This is a genomic window from Mesorhizobium caraganae (genome assembly GCF_016836705.1).
Taxonomy (GTDB): domain Bacteria; phylum Pseudomonadota; class Alphaproteobacteria; order Rhizobiales; family Rhizobiaceae; genus Mesorhizobium; species Mesorhizobium caraganae.
Window position 1 is genome coordinate 1,067,120 of record NZ_JAFCGY010000001.1, and the last position, 17,735, is coordinate 1,084,854.

Below are 17,735 nucleotides of genomic sequence, written 5' to 3' on the forward strand. Positions count from 1 at the left end.
ACACTTTCAAAAATTTCGAGGGAATGCGTAGGCACCCCTTTCGACTATCCTGATCACAACTTCCGGCGGTGTCCGGCAGGGAGGGGCAATGCGTTACTCTAGAGACATGCGCGGCTATGGAGCCAATCCGCCGGATCCGAAATGGCCGGGCGGCGCGCACGTGGCCGTGCAGTTCGTCGTCAATTACGAGGAAGGCGGCGAGAACTGCGTTCTGCACGGCGACAAGGCCTCGGAAGCCTTCCTGTCGGAGATCGTTGGCGCCGCGCCATGGGTTGGCCAACGCCACTGGAACATGGAATCGATCTACGAATATGGCGCGCGCGCCGGCTTCTGGCGGCTGCTGCGTCTGTTCAGCGAGGCGCAAGTGCCGGTGACCTGCTACGGCGTCGCTTCCGCCTTGGCGCGCTCGCCCGATCAGGTGGCGGCGATGCAGGAGGCCGGCTGGGAAATGGCCTCGCACGGGCTGAAATGGATCGACTACCGCGACCATAGCGCCGAGGATGAGCGCCGCGACCTCGAAGCGGCGATCAAGCTGCACTACGAGGTGACCGGGCAGCGGCCGACCGGCTGGTACACCGGCCGCACCTCGGTCAATACGGTGCGGCTGGTCGCCGAAGAGGGCGGCTTCGATTATGTGTCGGACACCTATGACGACGAACTGCCCTACTGGTTCGAGCACAGCGGCGGCACGCAGCTTGTCATCCCCTATACGCTCGACGCCAACGACATGCGCTTCGCCACGCCGCAGGGCTTCAATTCGGGCGACCAGTTCTTTGCCTATTTGAAAGACAGTTTCGACACGCTCTATGCCGAGGGCAAGGCCGGCCGGCCGCGCATGATGAATATCGGCCTGCATTGCCGGCTGGTCGGCCGACCCGGCCGCGTGGCGGCGCTGAAGCGCTTCGTCGACTATGTGAAGTCGCACGACAAGGTCTGGCTGGCGCGGCGCATCGATATCGCCAGGCACTGGCAGGAACACCATCCCTACCAGCCGGCGGCGCTCAAGCCGTCGAAAATGGAGTTCGAGACCTTCGTTCACACATTCGGCGGCGTGTTCGAACATTCGCCATGGATCGCCGAGCGCGCCTTTGAACTGGAGCTCGGACCTGCGCATGACAGCGCCGGCGGCCTGCACAATGCGCTCTGCCGCATCTTCCGCGCCGCCAGCGACACCGAACGGCTCGGCGTGCTCAACGCCCATCCGGATCTTGCCGGCAAACTGGCCAAGGCGAGGCGCCTGACAGCGGAATCGACGAGGGAACAGGCTTCCGCCGGCCTCGACGCGCTGACCGACAAGGAGCGCGAACTGTTTTCAAAACTCAACGCCGCTTACGTCACCACCTTCGGCTTTCCCTTCATCATTGCGGTGCGGGGCAAGACCAAGGACGAAATCCTCACCGAATTTGAGGCGCGCATCGGTAACAGCCGTGGCGTCGAATTCGATACCGCCTGCAAACAGGTCGAGCGCATCGCGCTGCTCCGCCTGAAAGACATGCTCCCGCTCTAATGACTGAGGGTCAGGACCCCATGGATATGATCAAGACTGACCAGAAAACCTACTATGCGCCGCATGGCGGCCATCCTGGCCAAAATGAGCTTCTGACCGGCCGCGCTGTCTTCACCGAGGCCTATGCCGTCATCCCCAGAGGGGTGATGCAGGACATTGTCACCAGCCCGCTGCCGTTCTGGGACAAGACCAGGGCCTGGATCATCGCGAGGCCGCTGTCGGGCTTTGCCGAGACATTTTCGCAATACATCGTCGAGGTGCTGCCCGGCGGCGGCAGCGATCGGCCGGAGCCGGACGTCGACGCCGAGGGCGTGCTGTTCGTGGTCGAAGGCGAATTGACGGTTTCGCTCGCCGGCAAGAAGCACGTGCTCCAAGCCGGCGGCTTTGCCTTCCTGCCGCCGGCCAGCGGCTGGACGGTGCGCAACGAAGGCCACGACGCCGTGCGCTTCCACTGGATCAGGAAGGCCTATGAGGCCGTCCACGGCATCGATACGCCGGAGGCCTTGTTCTCAAGCGACCAGCAAGTGGCGCCGACGCCGATGCCCGGCACCGAGGGCCGCTGGGCGACGACCCGTTTCGTCGATCCGGTCGACATGCGCCACGATATGCATGTCACCATCGTTACGCTCGAGCCCGGCGCCGTCATTCCGTTCGCCGAGACCCATGTCATGGAGCACGGGCTCTATGTGCTGGAAGGCAAGGCCGTCTACCGCCTCAACCAGGACTGGGTCGAGGTCGAGGCCGGCGACTTCATGTGGCTGCGCGCCTTTTGCCCGCAGGCCTGCTACGCCGGCGGCCCCGGCAAATTCCGCTATCTGCTCTACAAGGACGTCAACCGGCACGCCAAGCTTGGCGGGGCGGGCATTGGCGGTCGCGCGCGGTGACCCGCATCACAGCGCGGCCGCTGACTCGCGAGAGCTTTGCCGGCTTCGGCGACGTCATCGACATGGGCGGCGACAATCACTACCCGATCAATGGCGGCAAGGCAGAGCGCTACCACGATCTTGCCACGGCTGAGGCGGCGGGCCCGAATGCCCGCGTGCTGATTTCGATGGTGCGCGGCACGCCTTACGAGCTGCCGCTGAAGCTGACCATGGTGGAGCGCCATCCCTTCGGCAGCCAGGCGTTCATCCCGCAGTCGCCACGCCCGTTCCTGGTCGTCGTCTGCCATGACGGCAAGGACGGCCCCGGCGAACCCCACGCCTTCATCACAGCGCCCGGCCAAGGCATCAACTATCCGCGCAATCTCTGGCACGGCGTGCTGACGCCGCTCGGCGAAGCCCAGGACTTCGTCATTGTCGATCGTGGCGGCGACGGCTCCAACCTCGAAGAATTCCACTTCTCGCACCCCTACGAGATCCATCTCCCCGACGAGACCTGAGTGAAATGACCGACATATCGCTGATCGACCGCCTGCTCGATGTCATCGAGCACGACATCGTGCCGAAGACGGCTGACGGCGTTGCCCATGGCAACAAGCTGTTCGGCGCCGCGATCCTGCGCAAGAGCGACCGCTCGCTGGTGTTGGCCGAGACCAACAACGAGACGGAAAATCCGCTCTGGCACGGCGAGGTGCACTGCCTGAAGCGTTTTTATGAAATGCCCAAGGCCGAGCGTGTCGACACCAAAGACGCCATCTTCATCGCCACGCACGAGCCGTGCTCGCTCTGCCTGTCGGCGATCACCTGGACCGGCTTCGACAATTTTTACTATCTGTTCAGCCACGAGGATTCGCGCGACTCGTTCGCCATTCCGCACGACCTGAAGATTCTGAAAGAAGTCTTCACCCTCGACCCCGGCGGCTACAATGCCGAGAACGCCTACTGGAAGAGCTTTTCCATACGCAGGCTGGTGCGCGCGCAGCCCGAGGCGGAACGTCAAAGGCTGGAGGCACGGATCGGCAAGATTTCGGCGCGCTATGACGCGCTCTCCGGCGTATATCAGGACAGCAAGGCCGGGAACGAGATCCCGCTGAACTGACCTCAGGCTGTTTGATCCGAGCGGCTTGAATTGCCACCTTTATGGTGGCATATTTAGATATGGAGAAACGCAGGCCCACCTACGATCTTGATGCGATCAAGACGACGTTCGGGTCTGTGGACACGCTGGCGATCACAACATCGGCGTTGCGCGACGCTCTCGGCCTCGGCTTCGATCGTGCCGAACACGCAAGATGTTTGTGAAGTCGATGACGACTTTCGCCGATCATCGGGTCTGGCAGGACGTCTATCATGTGCCGGCACGCGACGTCGTTCTCTATGTGAAATTCCAGGCGGATGTCGTGACTGAATTTACGGTCATGGCGTTCAAGGAGAAATGACATGGCGGCAAGACAAACCAGCGAAACCATGATCTCACCCGAAACCGGAGAAACCCTGACGCGCGGTGTTCGTCCTTTCACCGTGACCTACAAGGGTCAGAGCATGACCGTCGACCTGCCGGGCTACTATCCGGCTTCGGAGGGCGAAGGTGTGCATGTGGGAGACGACATGATTGCCACCGATGTGGCTCTCCGAATTCTGAAGGAGAAAGTCGACGGAGTCCCCGCGCCGGAAACCATCCGGCGCATGCGCACGAAGCTCAAACTGTCGCAGCGCGAGGCAGGATCGCTTTTCAAGGTCGGTGAGAACGCCTTCGACAAATATGAAAGGGGTCTGATCGAGCCGAGCGGTCCGACCATTCAGCTGATGACCTTGCTGGAGAAACATCCCGAACTGCTGGACGAATTGCGTTAGCGGCCAGGTCGCATTTTTCACTGCTCCAGTCGCGAATGGCGATTGAAAGTCGCGGGCTGGCGGGGCGTTATGCCAGCCCATGAAAACCGTCACCGAGTTTCCCCGCAAAGTCGTCGAGTTCCCGGATATGGGCATCGTCATGCCGGATGGCTGCCGGCTGTCGGCGCGAGTGTGGATGCCTGAGGATGCGGGTGACGATCCGGTGCCGGCGATCCTCGAACATCTGCCCTATCGCAAGCGCGACGGCACCATCTTTCGCGACCAGCTGACGCATCCCTATTTCGCCGGCCACGGCTACGCCTCGATCCGCGTCGACATGCGCGGCAATGGCGATTCCGAAGGGCTGATGGACGACGAATATTCCGAGCAGGAGTTGCAGGATGCCTGCGATGTCATTGCCTGGGCGGCAGCGCAGCCCTGGTGCAACGGCAGCGTCGGCATGATGGGTATTTCCTGGGGCGGCTTCAACTGCCTGCAGGTGGCGGCAAAGCAGCCACCTGCGCTGAAGGCTGTCATCAGCCTGTGCTCGACCGTCGACCGTTATGCCGACGACATCCACTACAAGGGCGGCTGCCTGCTGACGGAGAATTTCGGCTGGGCCTCGACCATGCTGTCCTACTCGTCGCGGCCGCCGGATCCGCTGATTGCCGGCGACAACCGCTGGCGCGATCTGTGGCTGACGCGGCTGGAGAACCAGTCTTTCCTTTTGCCGCTATGGCTCAGCCACCAGCACCGCGACGCCTATTGGAAACGCGGTTCGATCTGCGAGGATTTTTCCGCTGTGAAAGCAGCGGTGTTGTCGATCGGCGGCTGGCATGACGGCTACCGCAACACGATTTCGCACCTCGTCACCAACATTCATGCGCCGGTGAAAGGCATTGTCGGGCCTTGGATCCACAAATACCCGCACTATGCCGGACCAAAACCCGCCATCGGTTTCCTGCAGGAGGCGTTGCGCTGGTGGGATCGCTGGCTGAAGGGCGCCGACACCGGCGTCGAGGCCGACCCGGACTATCGCGCCTATGTGATGGACAGCGTGCGTCCGGCGCGCTGGCACCCGGAGCGGCCGGGCCGCTGGGTGGCCGAACAGGAGTGGCCGTCACCCGACATCAAGGTCGAGGCGATCGAACTCATCGCTGCAGGCGCCAAGCCGGCGATCGTTGCGACACCGCAAAGCTGCGGACTCGCGGGCGGCGAATATTTTCCCTTCACCTTTGGCCCGGAGCTGCCGGGCGACCAGCGGCCGGACGACGCGCTGTCCGTCTGCTTCGATCAGCCTGTGCTTGCCGAGGCGCTCGACATCGTTGGCGCGCCGGAGCTTCTGGTCCGGATGTCGTCGGATCGGCCACAGGCCAACATCGCGGTGCGTCTGTGCGACCTGCATCCCGATGGCGCTTCGGAGTTGATCTCCTACGGCGTACTCAACCTCACCCATCGCAACTCGCATGAATCCCCGCAAGCGCTGGTGCCGGGCGAGACCGCTTCGGCACGTGTCGTGCTCGACCAGTGCGCCTACCGTGTGCCGGCCGGACATTGCCTGCGCATTGCCGTTTCCAGCGCTTATTGGCCGATGATCTGGCCATCTCCGGAGCCGGTGCGGCTCGACCTTTGGGCGGCGACGCTGACACTGCCGCTGCGCCCGCTGGCAAAAGGCGACGAGGTCTCTTTCCAAGCCCCCGAAGGCGCCACGCCCTGGGCAACCGAGTCGGTCCGGGCGGCGAATTCCGAGCGTCATGTCGATCGTGACGAAAAGACCGGTATCGTCACGCTATCGATCACGGACGATTTCGGCGCCGTGCGCGATCTCGCGCATGGGCTGGCCAATGGTAGCATCGCCCGCGAGACGTGGGTCATCCATCCCGACGACCCGTTGTCCGCCTTGGGAAAAACCCACTGGACGCAGACCCTGTCGCGAAATGAATGGTCGGTGCGCACCGAGACATCGGCCGAAATGCGCTGCGACGCGCAAAACTTCACCGTCAGCGCTAGAATCGAAGCCTATGAGGGCGAAACGCTGGTTTTCGAGCGCGATTTCGCAGAGACGATTCCACGCGACCTGCTCTGAGCGCAGATCCGACTGGTCCAGTTGCGACGTGCGATTTACGCCACGGCATGTCGCATTCGGTCTTGCTTACGGCTTTGGCTTCCGGTCATTATTCCCCCGGTAATAACAAACAAAAAACGACCATAAGGTCGAACCCACAGAGTGAGGAACTCATATGTCAAATGAACTCGAATATCTGAGCCGGCGTGTTGCGTCCGGCAAACTGAGCCGTCGTGATTTTCTCGGCCGCGCCGCTGCGCTCGGCGTCACCGCACCCTTCGCTAACATGCTGCTTTCCAGTGCGGCTCGCGCGGAAGGCCCGGTCAAGGGCGGCACGCTGAAAGCCGGCCTGGTCGGTGGTGAATCGACCAACAGCCTCGATCCGGCGCTGATGATGACGCAGGTGCCGTTCGCCTTCGGCAAGTGCTGGGGCGAAATGATCGTCGAGCTGTCGCCCGAGGGCAAGCTCGAGAACCGCATCGCCGAAGAGATCGGCTCGTCCGACGACGCCAAGGTGTGGACGCTGAAGATCCGCGACGGCGTCGAGTTTCACAACGGCAAGACCGTGACCGCCGAGGACGTCGCCGCCACGCTCGAGCGCCATTCCGACGAGAAGTCGAAGTCCGGCGCGCTCGGCTACATGAAGGGCATCGAGACCATCAAGGCCAGCGGCAAGGAAGTGGTGCTGACGCTCAAGGAGGCCAATGCCGACCTTCCTTACCTGCTCAGCGACTATCACCTGATCGTCCAGCCGAACGGCGGCAAGGACAAGCCCGATGCCGGCATCTCGGCTGGCCCATATGTCGTCAAGACCAATGAGCCCGGCGTGCGCCATGTCGGCGAGCGCTTCGCCAATTACTGGCAGGGCGACAAGATGGGCCATGCCGACCAGATCGAAGTCGTCGTCATCAACGACGCGACCGCGCGCACGGCGGCCCTGCAGGGCGGCCAGGTCAACATGATCAACCGCGTCGAACCGAAGATCGTCGACCTGATCAAGCGCGTGCCCGGCGTCACCATCCGCAACCATGCCGGCCCCGGCCACTATGTCTTCATCATGCATTGCAACACGGCGCCGTTCGACAACAACGACCTGCGCATGGCGCTGAAGTTGGCCATCGACCGCGAGGAGATGCTGAACAAGGTGCTGCGCGGCTACGGCTCGCTCGGCAACGACTTCCCGATCAATTCGTCCTATCCGCTGTTCACCGAGATCGAGCAGCGCAAATACGATCCCGACAAGGCCAAGTTCCACTACAAGAAGTCGGGTCATGACGGCACCGTGCTGCTCAGGACCTCGGACGTCGCCTTCCCCGGCGCCGTCGACGCCTCGCAGCTCTTTCAGCAGAGCGCGGCCAAGGCCGGCATCAAGATCGAGATCAAGCGCGAACCCGGCGACGGCTACTGGAACGAGGTCTGGAACAAGCAGCCCTTCTGCGCCTCCTACTGGGGCGGCCGCTCGACGCAGGACCAGATGTACTCGACGGCCTATCTGTCGACCGCCGACTGGAACGATACGCGTTTCAAGCGCCCGGATTTCGACAAGATGGTGCTTGCCGCGCGGGCCGAACTCGACGAGGCCAAGCGCAAGCAGATGTACCACGACATGGCCGTCCTGGTGCGCGACGAAGGCGGCCTGATCCTGCCGATGTTCAACCAGTTCATCGATGCCACCGGCGCCAAGGTCGGCGGCTGGGTCGACGATCCGCATCAGGAGCTGATGAACGGCTACGCGCTGGCAAAGTGCTGGCTCGAAGCCTGAGCCCGGCGTTGCGGATATGTCCTCACCCATCTTGAAACTGATTGCCCAGCGCGTTGCGCTGGGCATCGTCCTCCTGCTGGCCGTTTCGGTCCTGATCTTCGCCGGTACGCAAATCCTGCCCGGCGACGTCGCGCAAGCCATTCTCGGACAGTCGGCGACGCCGGAGTCGCTCGCCAATCTGCGCGAGCAGCTCGGCCTCAACCAGCCGGCTTACATCAGGTATTTCCACTGGCTCGGCGGTGCGCTCACGGGCGATCTCGGCACGGCGATGTCGAGCGGCCAGGACATCGCGACCTCGATCAAGGGGCGGCTGTGGAACACGCTGTTCCTCGCCTTCTGGGCGGCGGTCGTGGCCGTGCCGCTGGCCATCATTCTCGGCCTGATCGCGGTGCGTTACCGCAATGGCTGGGTCGACAAGCTGATCTCCGGACTGGCGCTCGCCTCGACGTCCTTCCCGGAGTTCTTCATCGGCTACGTGCTGGTCTTCTTCTTTGCCGTCAAATATCAATGGTTTCCGGCAATTTCCACGGTCTATGACGGCATGCCGTTCGGCGAGCGCATACAGGCGATCGCCCTGCCGGCCGCCGCGCTGACGCTGGTTGTGCTGGCGCACATGATGCGAATGACCCGCGCGGCCATCCTCAACGTCATGCAGTCGGCCTATGTCGAGACGGCGGAACTGAAAGGCCTGTCGGCCTTCAATGTCATCCGCAAGCACGCTTTCCCCAATGCCATCGCACCGATTATCAACGTCGTCATGCTCAACCTCGCCTACTTGATCGTCGGCGTCGTCGTGGTCGAGGTGATCTTCGTCTATCCCGGCATGGGGCAATATCTGGTCGATCACGTCACCAAGCGCGACGTGCCGGTGGTGCAGGCGGTCGGCCTGATCTTCGCCGCCGTCTATATCACCTTGAACATCATTGCGGACATCGGGGCGATTGTCGCCAATCCGCGCCTCAGACATCCGAAATAAGGGGGCGGGCATGCTCGATATCAGACGCATCCCCATCCCCGCACTGATCGGCATCGTGCTGACGACGATGTTCGTCGTGGCAGCCGTGTTTGCGCCATGGATCGCGCCGCACGGCAATGCCGAGATAGTCAGCGACGTTCCTTGGGAACCGATGTCTTCGGCACATTGGCTGGGCACCGACAATCTTGGCCGTGACCTGTTGTCGCGCATGATCTATGGCGCCCGCGTCACACTGTTCATCGCCGTGCTCGCCACCGCGCTGTCGTTCTCGCTCGGCGCCATCCTCGGCTTTTCGGCGGCGGTATTCGGCGGCTGGTTCGACACGCTGTTGTCGCGCCTCGTCGATCTCCTGATGTCGATCCCGACGCTGATCATGGCGCTCGTCGTGCTCTCGGTGCTGCCGACCAATCTGGTGACGCTGATCCTGGTGATGGGCGTCCTCGACTCGACCCGCGTCTATCGGCTGTCACGCGCTGTCGCCGTAGACATCAACGTCATGGACTATGTCGAAGCCGCCAAATTGCGCGGCGAAGGCAGCGGCTGGATTATCTTCCGCGAGATCCTGCCCAACGCGCTGTCGCCGCTGGTTTCGGAACTCGGCCTGCGCTTCATCTATGCCGTGCTGTTCCTGTCGACGCTGTCTTTCCTCGGCCTTGGCGTACAACCGCCGGATGCCGACTGGGGCGGCATGGTCAAGGAAAACAAGGACGGCATCGTCTTCGGCATCGGCGCCGCGCTCATTCCGGCGGCGGCAATCGCTGCATTGGCTATCTCGGTCAACCTTGTCGCCGACTGGATCCTCAATCGCACGACAAGCCTGAAGGGAGGACGCGGGTGATGGCTGACACCAAAGCAAAGCCCGGCCTGCTGCTCGATATCCGCAACCTGCGCATCGAAGCGACAGTGTTCCCGCCCGGCGAGGCGCCGAAGAACATCGTGCTGGTGCACGACGTCTCGCTGACGCTGGAAAAGGGCAAGGTGCTCGGCCTGATCGGCGAGTCCGGCGCCGGCAAGTCGACCATCGGCCTGTCGTCGATGGGCTATGGCCGCGGCGGCGTGCGCATCACCGGCGGTGAGGTGCTGCTCAACGGCCGCGATATCCTCAAGGGCGGCAAGGAAGGCTTCCGCAAGCTGCGCGGCCGCGAGGTCTGCTACGTCGCGCAATCGGCCGCCGCCGCCTTCAACCCGGCGCACAAGCTGATGGACCAGGTGGTGGAAGCCACGCTGCTGCACGGCACGGCGACACGGGCCGAGGCCGAGAAACGTGCCGTGGCGCTGTTCAAGAAACTCAGCCTGCCGAACCCCGAAACCATCGGCGAACGCTTTCCGCACCAGGTCTCGGGCGGCCAGCTGCAGCGTGTCATGACGGCGATGGCGCTGTGCTCGGAGCCCGACCTGATCGTCTTCGACGAGCCGACCACCGCGCTCGACGTCACGACGCAGATCGACGTGCTGGCGGCGATCAAGGACGCCATTCGCGATACCCATGTCGCGGCGCTCTACATCACCCACGACCTTGCCGTCGTTGCCCAGGTCTCTGACGAGATCATGGTGCTGCGCCACGGCAGGCTGGTCGAATGGGGCGGCACCCGCCAGATCATCAAGGAGCCGCGCCAGGAATACACCAATGCGCTGGTCTCGGTGCACGAGATCGAGCATGCCGAACAGAAGCCAGGTGCGACGCCGTTCCTGTCGGTCAAGAACGTCACCGCCGCCTATGGCGGCAGCCACATCAAGGTGCTGAAGAACGTCTCGGTCGACATCTATCCGGGCCAGACGCTGGCCGTCGTCGGTGAATCCGGCTCCGGCAAGTCGACGCTGGCGCGCGCCATCACCGGGCTTTTGCCACCTGAGGAAGGCACCGTCACCTTCGACGGCAGGCCGCTTGCCAACCGGCTTGCCGACCGGCCGAAGGAGGATCTGCGGCAATTGCAGATGATCTACCAGATGGCCGACGTGGCGATGAACCCGCGCCAGACCGTCGGCACCATCATCGGCCGGCCGCTCGAGTTCTATTTCGGCATACGCGGCCGCGAACGCGACAAGCGCGTCGCCGAACTGCTCGACGAGATCGAGATGGGCAAGGGCTTTCTCGACCGCTATCCCGCCGAACTCTCCGGCGGCCAGAAGCAGCGCGTCTGCATCGCCCGCTCGCTTGCCGCCAAGCCGAAGCTGATCATCTGCGACGAGGTGACATCGGCACTCGACCCGCTGGTGGCCAACGGCATCCTCAAGCTGCTGCTCAACCTGCAGCAGCACGAGAAGGTCGCCTACCTCTTCATCACCCACGATCTGGCGACGGTGAAGTCGATCGCTGATTCGATCGCGGTGATGTATCGCGGCGAGGTGGTGCGCTATGGCGCCAAGAGCAAGGTGCTGACGCCGCCCTTCGACGCCTATACCGACCTGCTCCTGTCCTCCGTCCCCGAGATGGAGATCGGCTGGCTGGAGAAGGCGATCAAGGGACGCCGCATGGCGAGCGCGGGCAACTAGGCGGCCGGCTTCCGCCTCTCTCAAAACATCTGGGGCTTGGCCTGGCCGGCCGCCCCGGATGCTGACCTCTCCCGCAAGACCGCATGGAGCCGCCGATGGCGCTCAAGACCAAGCTTCTCCTCATTGTCCTCGATGGCGTGCCCTACCGGAACTGGCGCCGCCTGATGGGCAATCTCGAGGGATGGGTGCAGTCGGGCGAGGCGCAGGTATGGAAGATGCGCTCGGTGCTGCCGTCGACATCGGCCTGCTGCTATGCCTCGATCCACACCGGGGTCACGCCGCAGGAGCATGGCATCCTGTCCAACGAGAACCGTTTTCTGGTCAACAAGCCCGACATTTTCTCCGAGGTCAGCAAGGCCGGCGGCAAGACCGGGGCGGTGACGCATTCCTACTGGTCCGAATTCTTCCGCTCCTATCCGTTCGATCTGGTCGAGGACATGGAATATGACGAGCCGGACGGGCCGATCACGCATGGCCGCTTCCACACCATGACTGGCTACAACTTGCGCAACCAGATGACCCCAAGCGACGTCGACCTTTTTGCGACGCTGACCATGCTGACCCGGCGCCACGATATCGACTACGGCATCCTGCACACCTGCACGCTGGATTCGATGGGCCACCGCTTCGGCCATGACTGCCACGAAATGGACCATGCCTGCTATGCCATGGACGGCATGCTGGCCGCCTTCCTGCCGGGCTGGCGGCAAGCCGGCTACGAGGTGATCGTCACCGCCGACCACGGCCAGACCGACCGCGGCCATCATGGCGGCCATGACGACGAAATGCAGGATTTCGCGCTGTATTATTTTGGGCAAGGCAAGGGACCGGAGGCGGATACGCTGCTCGACCAGCTGCAACTGGCCCCGACGGTGCTGAAGCGGCTGGGTGTGCCGGTGCCGGATACGATGAAGGCTAAAGCATTTTTGGGATGACGGAGGCGGTCGCTGAGCCAACGCTCGCGACCCCCTCTCCCCGTCACTATACGGGGAGAGGGTAAGGGTGAGGGGCAGCGCGAACGTTCGGCATCAACAACGTGCGCCTGCACCGCCCCTCATCCGCCTGCCGGCACCTTCTCCCCGTATAGTGACGGGGAGAAGGGAGACACACTGGCAACACTCCCTCTCTTCGGTTAGCTTCGCCAAAATTCCTTGGCGGAAGGATGAACCTTTTTGGACCGATCGGCGACAGAGCAGACAGGAGCCAGGCGGCTCGACCGGCCATGACGGCAGCGACCGAGACTGATCGCGCGCTTGTCGACCGGGTCGCGAAGGGCGACCGTGCCGCTGTTCGGCTGCTGTTCATGCGTCACCACGCGCGGGTCTACCGCTTCGTGGCGCGCCAGACGGGATCGGAAATGATGGCCGACGATATCGCAAACGAGGTCTTTCTTGAGCTGTGGCGCCAGGCGCCCGGCTTCGAAGGACGCTCGGAAGTCTCGACCTGGCTGCTCGGCATCGCCCGTTTCAAGGCGCTGTCGCTGCTGCGCAAGAAAAAGGAAGACTGGATCAACGATGACGATGCGGCGCAGGTCCCTGACAGCGCCGACACGCCGGAAGTCGCGACCATGAAGGAAGACAAGGGCGCCGCCTTGCGGCGCTTTGTCGATGCCTTGCCGGAAGAACACCGCTCGGTGATCGACCTTGCCTATTACCATGGACAGTCGGTGACGGAGATCGGCGAGGTGCTCAACATTCCGGTCGCCACCGTCAAGACCCGAATGTTCTACGCCCGCAAGAAACTCGGCGAAGCCCTGAAGGCTGCCGGTTACGATAGGGGGTGGCCATGAGCAATCCTGAAGATATGAGTGCCGCTGAAAAGATGTCGCGCCGCGACGAAATGGAAACGCTGCTGCCGTTCTACCTGAACGGTTCGCTGGAGGGCTCCGATCTCGAAGCCGTCGAGGAATGGCTGGCGTCTGACCCGGCTGCGATGGCGGCGCTTAACGAAGCCGAGGCCGAATTCTCCGGCACCACCGCCGCCAACGAAGCGATCCGGCCACCGGCCGATGCGCTCAGCCGCTTTGCCAAGGCGCTCGATGCGGAGGCCGGGCCGGCACGCGCGCCGGCAGGCCGGTCCTGGCTGGCGCAGGCGCTCGATCGCTTCATGGCGGTTCCGGTCGGTGTGGCCTGGGCGGCGGCCGCTGTCTTGCTGGCGCTGGTGGTGGTGCAGTCCTACGTGCACACCGGCGGCAAGGGCAGTGATTTCGAGATTGCCGGGGCCGAGGACGAGCTGGCGAAACTGCCGTTCGCGCTGGTCAAGTTCAAGCCGGAGGCCAGGATGTCCGACATCGCCGCCTTCCTCGACCAGAACGGGCTGAAGATCGCCGGCGGACCGACCGCTTCGGGCGTCTTCCGCATTGCCCTCCCGGCCAAGACCGGAGCAGACTATGCCAAGTTGCTCGGCCTAATTGGCGCCCAGCCTTTCGCTGAGACTGTGATCGAGGGAAGGAAACCGGTTGATGGCAGCTAAGGCGGTCATTCGATTTGCAGTCCTTGCGGCGGCGATGACAATCGCCGCCGTGCCCGCTTTAGCGCAGACCAACGACTCCAATGCCGGCCGCACAAAGACCGACTGCACCGACACGACCGGTGCGGCGGCAGCCGACTGCCCCAAGGACGACAAGGGTGGCGGAGCAGGCGGCGGCCAGGGCGCTGTTGTCCTTCCGGCGCTGATCGTCGACCTGTTTCCCAATCCGCCCGCTTCCGCAGCGCCGGTGCCGACGCCACGGCCGTCAGCGCCGCCTGCCGACACCCAGGCCGGGCCACCAGCCGGTGGGCCCATCGTTTCGCCGACCGATCTTGTCGCGACCGCGCCGCGGCGTGCCATCGCCGGCGCGTTCGTGCCCGACGAGGTGCTGGTGACTGTCGATGGTGACGCCGGCGCCGTTCAGCAGATCGCCGCCTCCTTCGGCCTCGAAGTGCGCTCGCAGCGCCAGTCGCGGCTGCTCGGCACCACGCTGGTGCGCTTCGGCATTCCCGACGGCCGCCCGGTCGGCACCGTGCTGGCGCAGCTGGCCGCCGACGGCCGCACGCAGCGGCGCGAACCAAACCATATCTATTCGCTGCAGCAGGCGGCCGGCATCGTCAACTATGCCTTCGAGCGCATCCAGCTCGACAACAAGCAAGCCAGCGGCGAGAACGTGCGCGTCGCCGTCATCGACACCGGCATCGACGACACCAATCCCGCGCTGTCCGGCGTCATTGCCGACCAGTTCGACGCCATGCCGGAAGTGCCGATCGAAAAGCGCGACCATGGCACCTCGGTCGATGGGCTGATTGCCGGTGTCGGCGCGCTCGAAGGCATGGCGCCCGGGGCCAGGATCTATCATGCGCGCGCCTTCGAGGACGGCAGGTCGACCATGGATGTCATCCTGTCGGCGCTCGACTGGGCGGCGGAGCAGAATGTCAGCATCATCAACATGAGCTTCGTCGGCCCCAAGAACGATTTGCTCGCCACCGCTTGCCGCAACGCGCGCGGGCTTGGCATCATCCTGGTTGCGGCGGCCGGCAACAACGGGCCGAAAGCGCCCTATGGCTACCCCGCCGCCTATCCCGGCGTCATCGCGGTGACCGCCACCGACGCCAAGGACGGGCTGATGCCGCAGGCCAATCGCGGCGCCTACGTCTTCATCTCGGCGCCCGGCGTTGAGATGGTGGCGCCGAGCGGCGCCGGCTCGGACGTGGTCACCGGCACCTCGTTTGCCGCCGCGATCGTCTCCGGCGCCATCGCCAATTTGATCCACGCCGCACCCGAGCGCTCGGCCGACGACATCGAAAAGGCGCTGGCCGCCACCGCCCGGGATCTCGGCCCGAAGGGCCGCGACAAGGATTTCGGCTATGGGCTGCTGGACATCAAAGCGGCCGAAGCGGCGAAATAGTGCGGTCTCTTCAAATGGCCAGTGCGCGCAGAGACATCTGGCGTGTCCTGTCGAGGTAGTCGGTCAGATGCGCGGTTAGTTCCCGCGCGTCGTCCTCGGCGCCGTGAATGAAGCTCGATTTCCGGCGACGCAGATACGGCAGGCCAACCACATAGACCCCGGGAACGTCAGCAACGCCTCGATCGTGCTTCAGATCGCCCTTGCGATCGAAGATCGGCAAATCCAGCCAGGAGAAGTCCGGCCGAAAACCGGTGGCCCATAGCACCGTGCGAACGTCTTCGCCGAGTTTGAGCTTCAGTTGCGGCGCCGCGTCGATTGCAGTGGGGGCAAAGCGCTCGATGGGACCAACGCCGGACGGTGCATTCGCCTCTGCCCATTCGTCGATCGATGCGAGCAGCCGGTTCATCTTCAGGTCGGCAAGCGCGCAGACGTTGCGAAGCGATCCGGAAAACTGGGCTGTTGCGTCGCGAATGCCCATCAGGCGTCCGACGATTTTAACGCCTTGCCCCTGCAGGGCATTGAGGTCGAGCGTGGCGCGGTCTGATGCGCCCGCAAGCTGCGGCGACGGTACTCTTCGGGCGCGATCGGGGTCGTCAACGTCTTCGATGCGCTGGTCGAGCACGCCCGTCGCAAGCATCCACCATTGGATGTCGCGATCTCGATAGACGCGCGGCAGCCGGACGTGTTCGCCCACCGCGAGCGTGACAGGCCGGCCGCTGAGCTGGATTTCCTGCGCCAATTGCAGACCTGTCGCCGATGCCCCAACCACCAGCACCCCGCCAGGAACAAGCTGCCCGGGATTGCGGTAGGAGTGAGCCGACAGCTGTTCGATGGTCGCTGGCATGGCATCGGCCAATCGCGGTATGACCGGCTTGTTGAAGCCGCCAGTGGCGAGCACCACGGCACGGCACAGCCAGTCTCCGTTTTGGGTTTCCACCCGAAAGCCGTGGCTGCCCTGCGCAACTCTGTTGACTGCGGTGCGCGTTAGAACCGGTGCTGATGTGTATGTGGCGTAATCGGAAATGAAATCGGCGACCTGCCCGGCGCTCATGTAGCCGTCCGGGTCGTCGCCCTGGTATGGGTAGTCGGGGAGCCGCGCCATCCAGTTGGGCGTGAGCAAGCGCAGCGAATCCCAGCGTTCCATGCGCCAGCTATTCGCGACCTCGCCTCGCTCGAGAACCACATGCCTGAGCGAGTGCTGACCCAGCAGATGGCTCATCGCCAGGCCTGAGTGACCGGCGCCGATGACGACGACGTCAACGGTGCCGGCGATCCCGCGCGATGCACTTTTGCTCATCAGGACTTGCTCGAGGTGACCGTTACATCGGTCGGGTTGGTGATCACGTCAAAGACGGCCGAGCGCTTCTGCGACTGCGCGACGAGAGCGGCGATGTCTTCCGCGCTGGCGTCCGCGTCGATGTCGTAGTGCACCTTGATGCCGTCGAAGCCGTTGCGCACGTCCGGATCGATGCCGAGGATGCCCTGGATATTCATGCCGGCTTCGAGCGTTGCCTTGACCGAGTGGAGCTGGATGTTGCGGTTTTGCGCGACAGCGGCGATGCCCGCGGTGAGGCAGCCGGCCAGTCCGACCAGCACAAATTCGACGGGTGTCGCACCCTTGTCCTCGGACGCAAAGATTTCCGGGTGATCGGACTCGAACTTGTAGGTCTGGCGATGCTGCTGTTCTGCGCCCAGGCCGAAGAATCCGTCGACTGTGGCTCGGTTGTGGGTCCCTTTGACCCATTCACTCGTCGCGCGCCACTTGAAACGGGCGGCCTCGGGGGCATCCTTCAGTGCCTCGCGGGCGCCAAGCAGGGCGGCTACGTTGACACCATTTGTGGCGGTTTCCATGTGTTTGGTCATAGGTCGTACTCCTGTTGACAGGTGAGGGTCCGGCTTACAGCGGACGGAATGTCTTCCCACGGGCGTGTTGTACGCAGCATGGGAGTGAGCGTGGAATCGCCCGGCGAAGCGCTGTGCTGGCGTAACTCCTGCGGCCGAACTCCAGCGATCGCCGAGGTTGGAGTGGCGCCTCGTTCAGAGGATCCTGCCCCAGCTGTTTGATGAGAGCCTTTTTTGGCGCGGTGTAACCGGCCAGCCAATGTCCTTTTGAATTTCCAATGGCAGGCTGTTCAGAACGCGTTCGGACTTTCGTGCTTCACGGGCGTTTTTGATGGCCGCCCCGTAGCGCGCGACCGTTTCAAACATTGACATCTTCTTCTCCTGTAGAGCTTTCGGCGCCTCGGGATATACCCAAGGAGCCGCGCAACAGTCTGTTAAATGCTCCACATTTGTATCTGCAAGGTTGCACCAAAACCGACGTTCGGTAACAAAATCG

Annotated in this window: 18 protein-coding genes; 15 read left to right on the top strand and 3 right to left on the bottom strand. The window is 63.4% G+C overall.

Annotated elements, in window-relative coordinates; genetic code table 11:
- Positions 1–88: 88 nt before the first annotated feature.
- The 15 genes from puuE (at position 89) to JQK88_RS05350 (ending at position 15,397) form a co-directional block, all read left to right on the top strand.
- Positions 89–1,507, top strand: coding sequence for an allantoinase PuuE (puuE, locus tag JQK88_RS05280; protein WP_203277676.1), 1,419 nt, complete (start codon positions 89–91; stop codon positions 1,505–1,507).
- A gap of 26 nt (positions 1,508–1,533) precedes the next feature.
- Positions 1,534–2,391, top strand: coding sequence for a bifunctional allantoicase/(S)-ureidoglycine aminohydrolase (locus JQK88_RS05285; protein WP_376740372.1), 858 nt, complete (start codon positions 1,534–1,536; stop codon positions 2,389–2,391).
- Positions 2,388–2,888, top strand: coding sequence for an ureidoglycolate lyase (locus tag JQK88_RS05290; RefSeq protein WP_203277678.1), 501 nt, complete (start codon positions 2,388–2,390; stop codon positions 2,886–2,888). Before JQK88_RS05285 ends, JQK88_RS05290 begins: the two co-directional genes overlap by 4 nt.
- Positions 2,889–2,893: 5 nt before the next feature.
- Positions 2,894–3,487 (top strand): nucleoside deaminase, encoded by a 594-nt coding sequence (locus JQK88_RS05295; RefSeq protein WP_203277679.1) that lies wholly within the window; start codon positions 2,894–2,896, stop codon positions 3,485–3,487.
- Between the two features lie 208 nt (positions 3,488–3,695).
- On the top strand, positions 3,696–3,827 hold the full coding sequence (locus tag JQK88_RS36890; RefSeq protein ID WP_281434850.1) for a type II toxin-antitoxin system MqsR family toxin: 132 nt from the start codon (positions 3,696–3,698) through the stop codon (positions 3,825–3,827).
- 1 nt (position 3,828) lies between these two features.
- The gene (locus tag JQK88_RS05305) at positions 3,829–4,242 is read left to right on the top strand and encodes a type II toxin-antitoxin system MqsA family antitoxin (RefSeq protein ID WP_203277680.1); all 414 of its coding nucleotides are present in this window, start codon (positions 3,829–3,831) and stop codon (positions 4,240–4,242) included.
- Positions 4,243–4,321: 79 nt separating this feature from the next.
- A complete protein-coding gene (locus JQK88_RS05310; protein WP_203277681.1) occupies positions 4,322–6,307 on the top strand; it encodes a CocE/NonD family hydrolase in 1,986 nt (661 codons plus the stop codon).
- Between the two features lie 154 nt (positions 6,308–6,461).
- Positions 6,462–8,048, top strand: a complete 1,587-nt coding sequence (locus tag JQK88_RS05315; protein WP_192255016.1) for an ABC transporter substrate-binding protein — start codon at positions 6,462–6,464, stop codon at positions 8,046–8,048.
- Positions 8,049–8,064: 16 nt separating this feature from the next.
- Positions 8,065–9,024: an ABC transporter permease gene (locus JQK88_RS05320; protein WP_192255014.1), complete on the top strand. Its 960-nt coding sequence runs from the start codon at positions 8,065–8,067 to the stop codon at positions 9,022–9,024.
- 10 nt (positions 9,025–9,034) lie between these two features.
- Positions 9,035–9,862 carry an ABC transporter permease gene (locus JQK88_RS05325; RefSeq protein ID WP_192255012.1) on the top strand — a complete coding sequence of 276 codons (828 nt, stop codon included), beginning with the start codon at positions 9,035–9,037 and terminating at the stop codon, positions 9,860–9,862.
- Positions 9,862–11,517, top strand: a complete 1,656-nt coding sequence (locus JQK88_RS05330; protein WP_192255011.1) for an ABC transporter ATP-binding protein — start codon at positions 9,862–9,864, stop codon at positions 11,515–11,517. The genes JQK88_RS05325 and JQK88_RS05330 overlap by 1 nt, the downstream gene beginning before the upstream one ends.
- Positions 11,518–11,612: 95 nt before the next feature.
- Positions 11,613–12,452, top strand: coding sequence for an alkaline phosphatase family protein (locus tag JQK88_RS05335; RefSeq protein ID WP_192255009.1), 840 nt, complete (start codon positions 11,613–11,615; stop codon positions 12,450–12,452).
- A 287-nt stretch (positions 12,453–12,739) separates the two neighbouring features.
- Complete coding sequence (locus JQK88_RS05340; protein ID WP_192255007.1) at positions 12,740–13,306, top strand: sigma-70 family RNA polymerase sigma factor; 567 nt, start codon at positions 12,740–12,742, stop codon at positions 13,304–13,306.
- Positions 13,307–13,320: 14 nt separating this feature from the next.
- The gene (locus JQK88_RS05345) at positions 13,321–13,989 is read left to right on the top strand and encodes an anti-sigma factor (protein ID WP_192255447.1); all 669 of its coding nucleotides are present in this window, start codon (positions 13,321–13,323) and stop codon (positions 13,987–13,989) included.
- Positions 13,979–15,397 (top strand): S8 family serine peptidase, encoded by a 1,419-nt coding sequence (locus tag JQK88_RS05350; protein WP_192255005.1) that lies wholly within the window; start codon positions 13,979–13,981, stop codon positions 15,395–15,397. Before JQK88_RS05345 ends, JQK88_RS05350 begins: the two co-directional genes overlap by 11 nt.
- 10 nt (positions 15,398–15,407) lie before the next feature.
- On the opposite strand, the gene JQK88_RS05355 is transcribed toward JQK88_RS05350, so the two are convergent.
- The 3 genes from JQK88_RS05355 to JQK88_RS05365 all read right to left on the bottom strand — a co-directional run bounded on the left by JQK88_RS05355 (position 15,408) and on the right by JQK88_RS05365 (position 17,611).
- A complete protein-coding gene (locus JQK88_RS05355) occupies positions 15,408–16,694 on the bottom strand; it encodes an NAD(P)-binding domain-containing protein (protein WP_192255003.1) in 1,287 nt (428 codons plus the stop codon).
- Complete coding sequence (locus tag JQK88_RS05360) at positions 16,694–17,260, bottom strand: OsmC family protein (RefSeq protein WP_203277682.1); 567 nt, start codon at positions 17,258–17,260, stop codon at positions 16,694–16,696. The genes JQK88_RS05355 and JQK88_RS05360 overlap by 1 nt, the downstream gene beginning before the upstream one ends.
- 174 nt (positions 17,261–17,434) lie before the next feature.
- Positions 17,435–17,611 carry a hypothetical protein gene (locus tag JQK88_RS05365; protein WP_192255001.1) on the bottom strand — a complete coding sequence of 59 codons (177 nt, stop codon included), beginning with the start codon at positions 17,609–17,611 and terminating at the stop codon, positions 17,435–17,437.
- Positions 17,612–17,735: the final 124 nt, after the last annotated feature.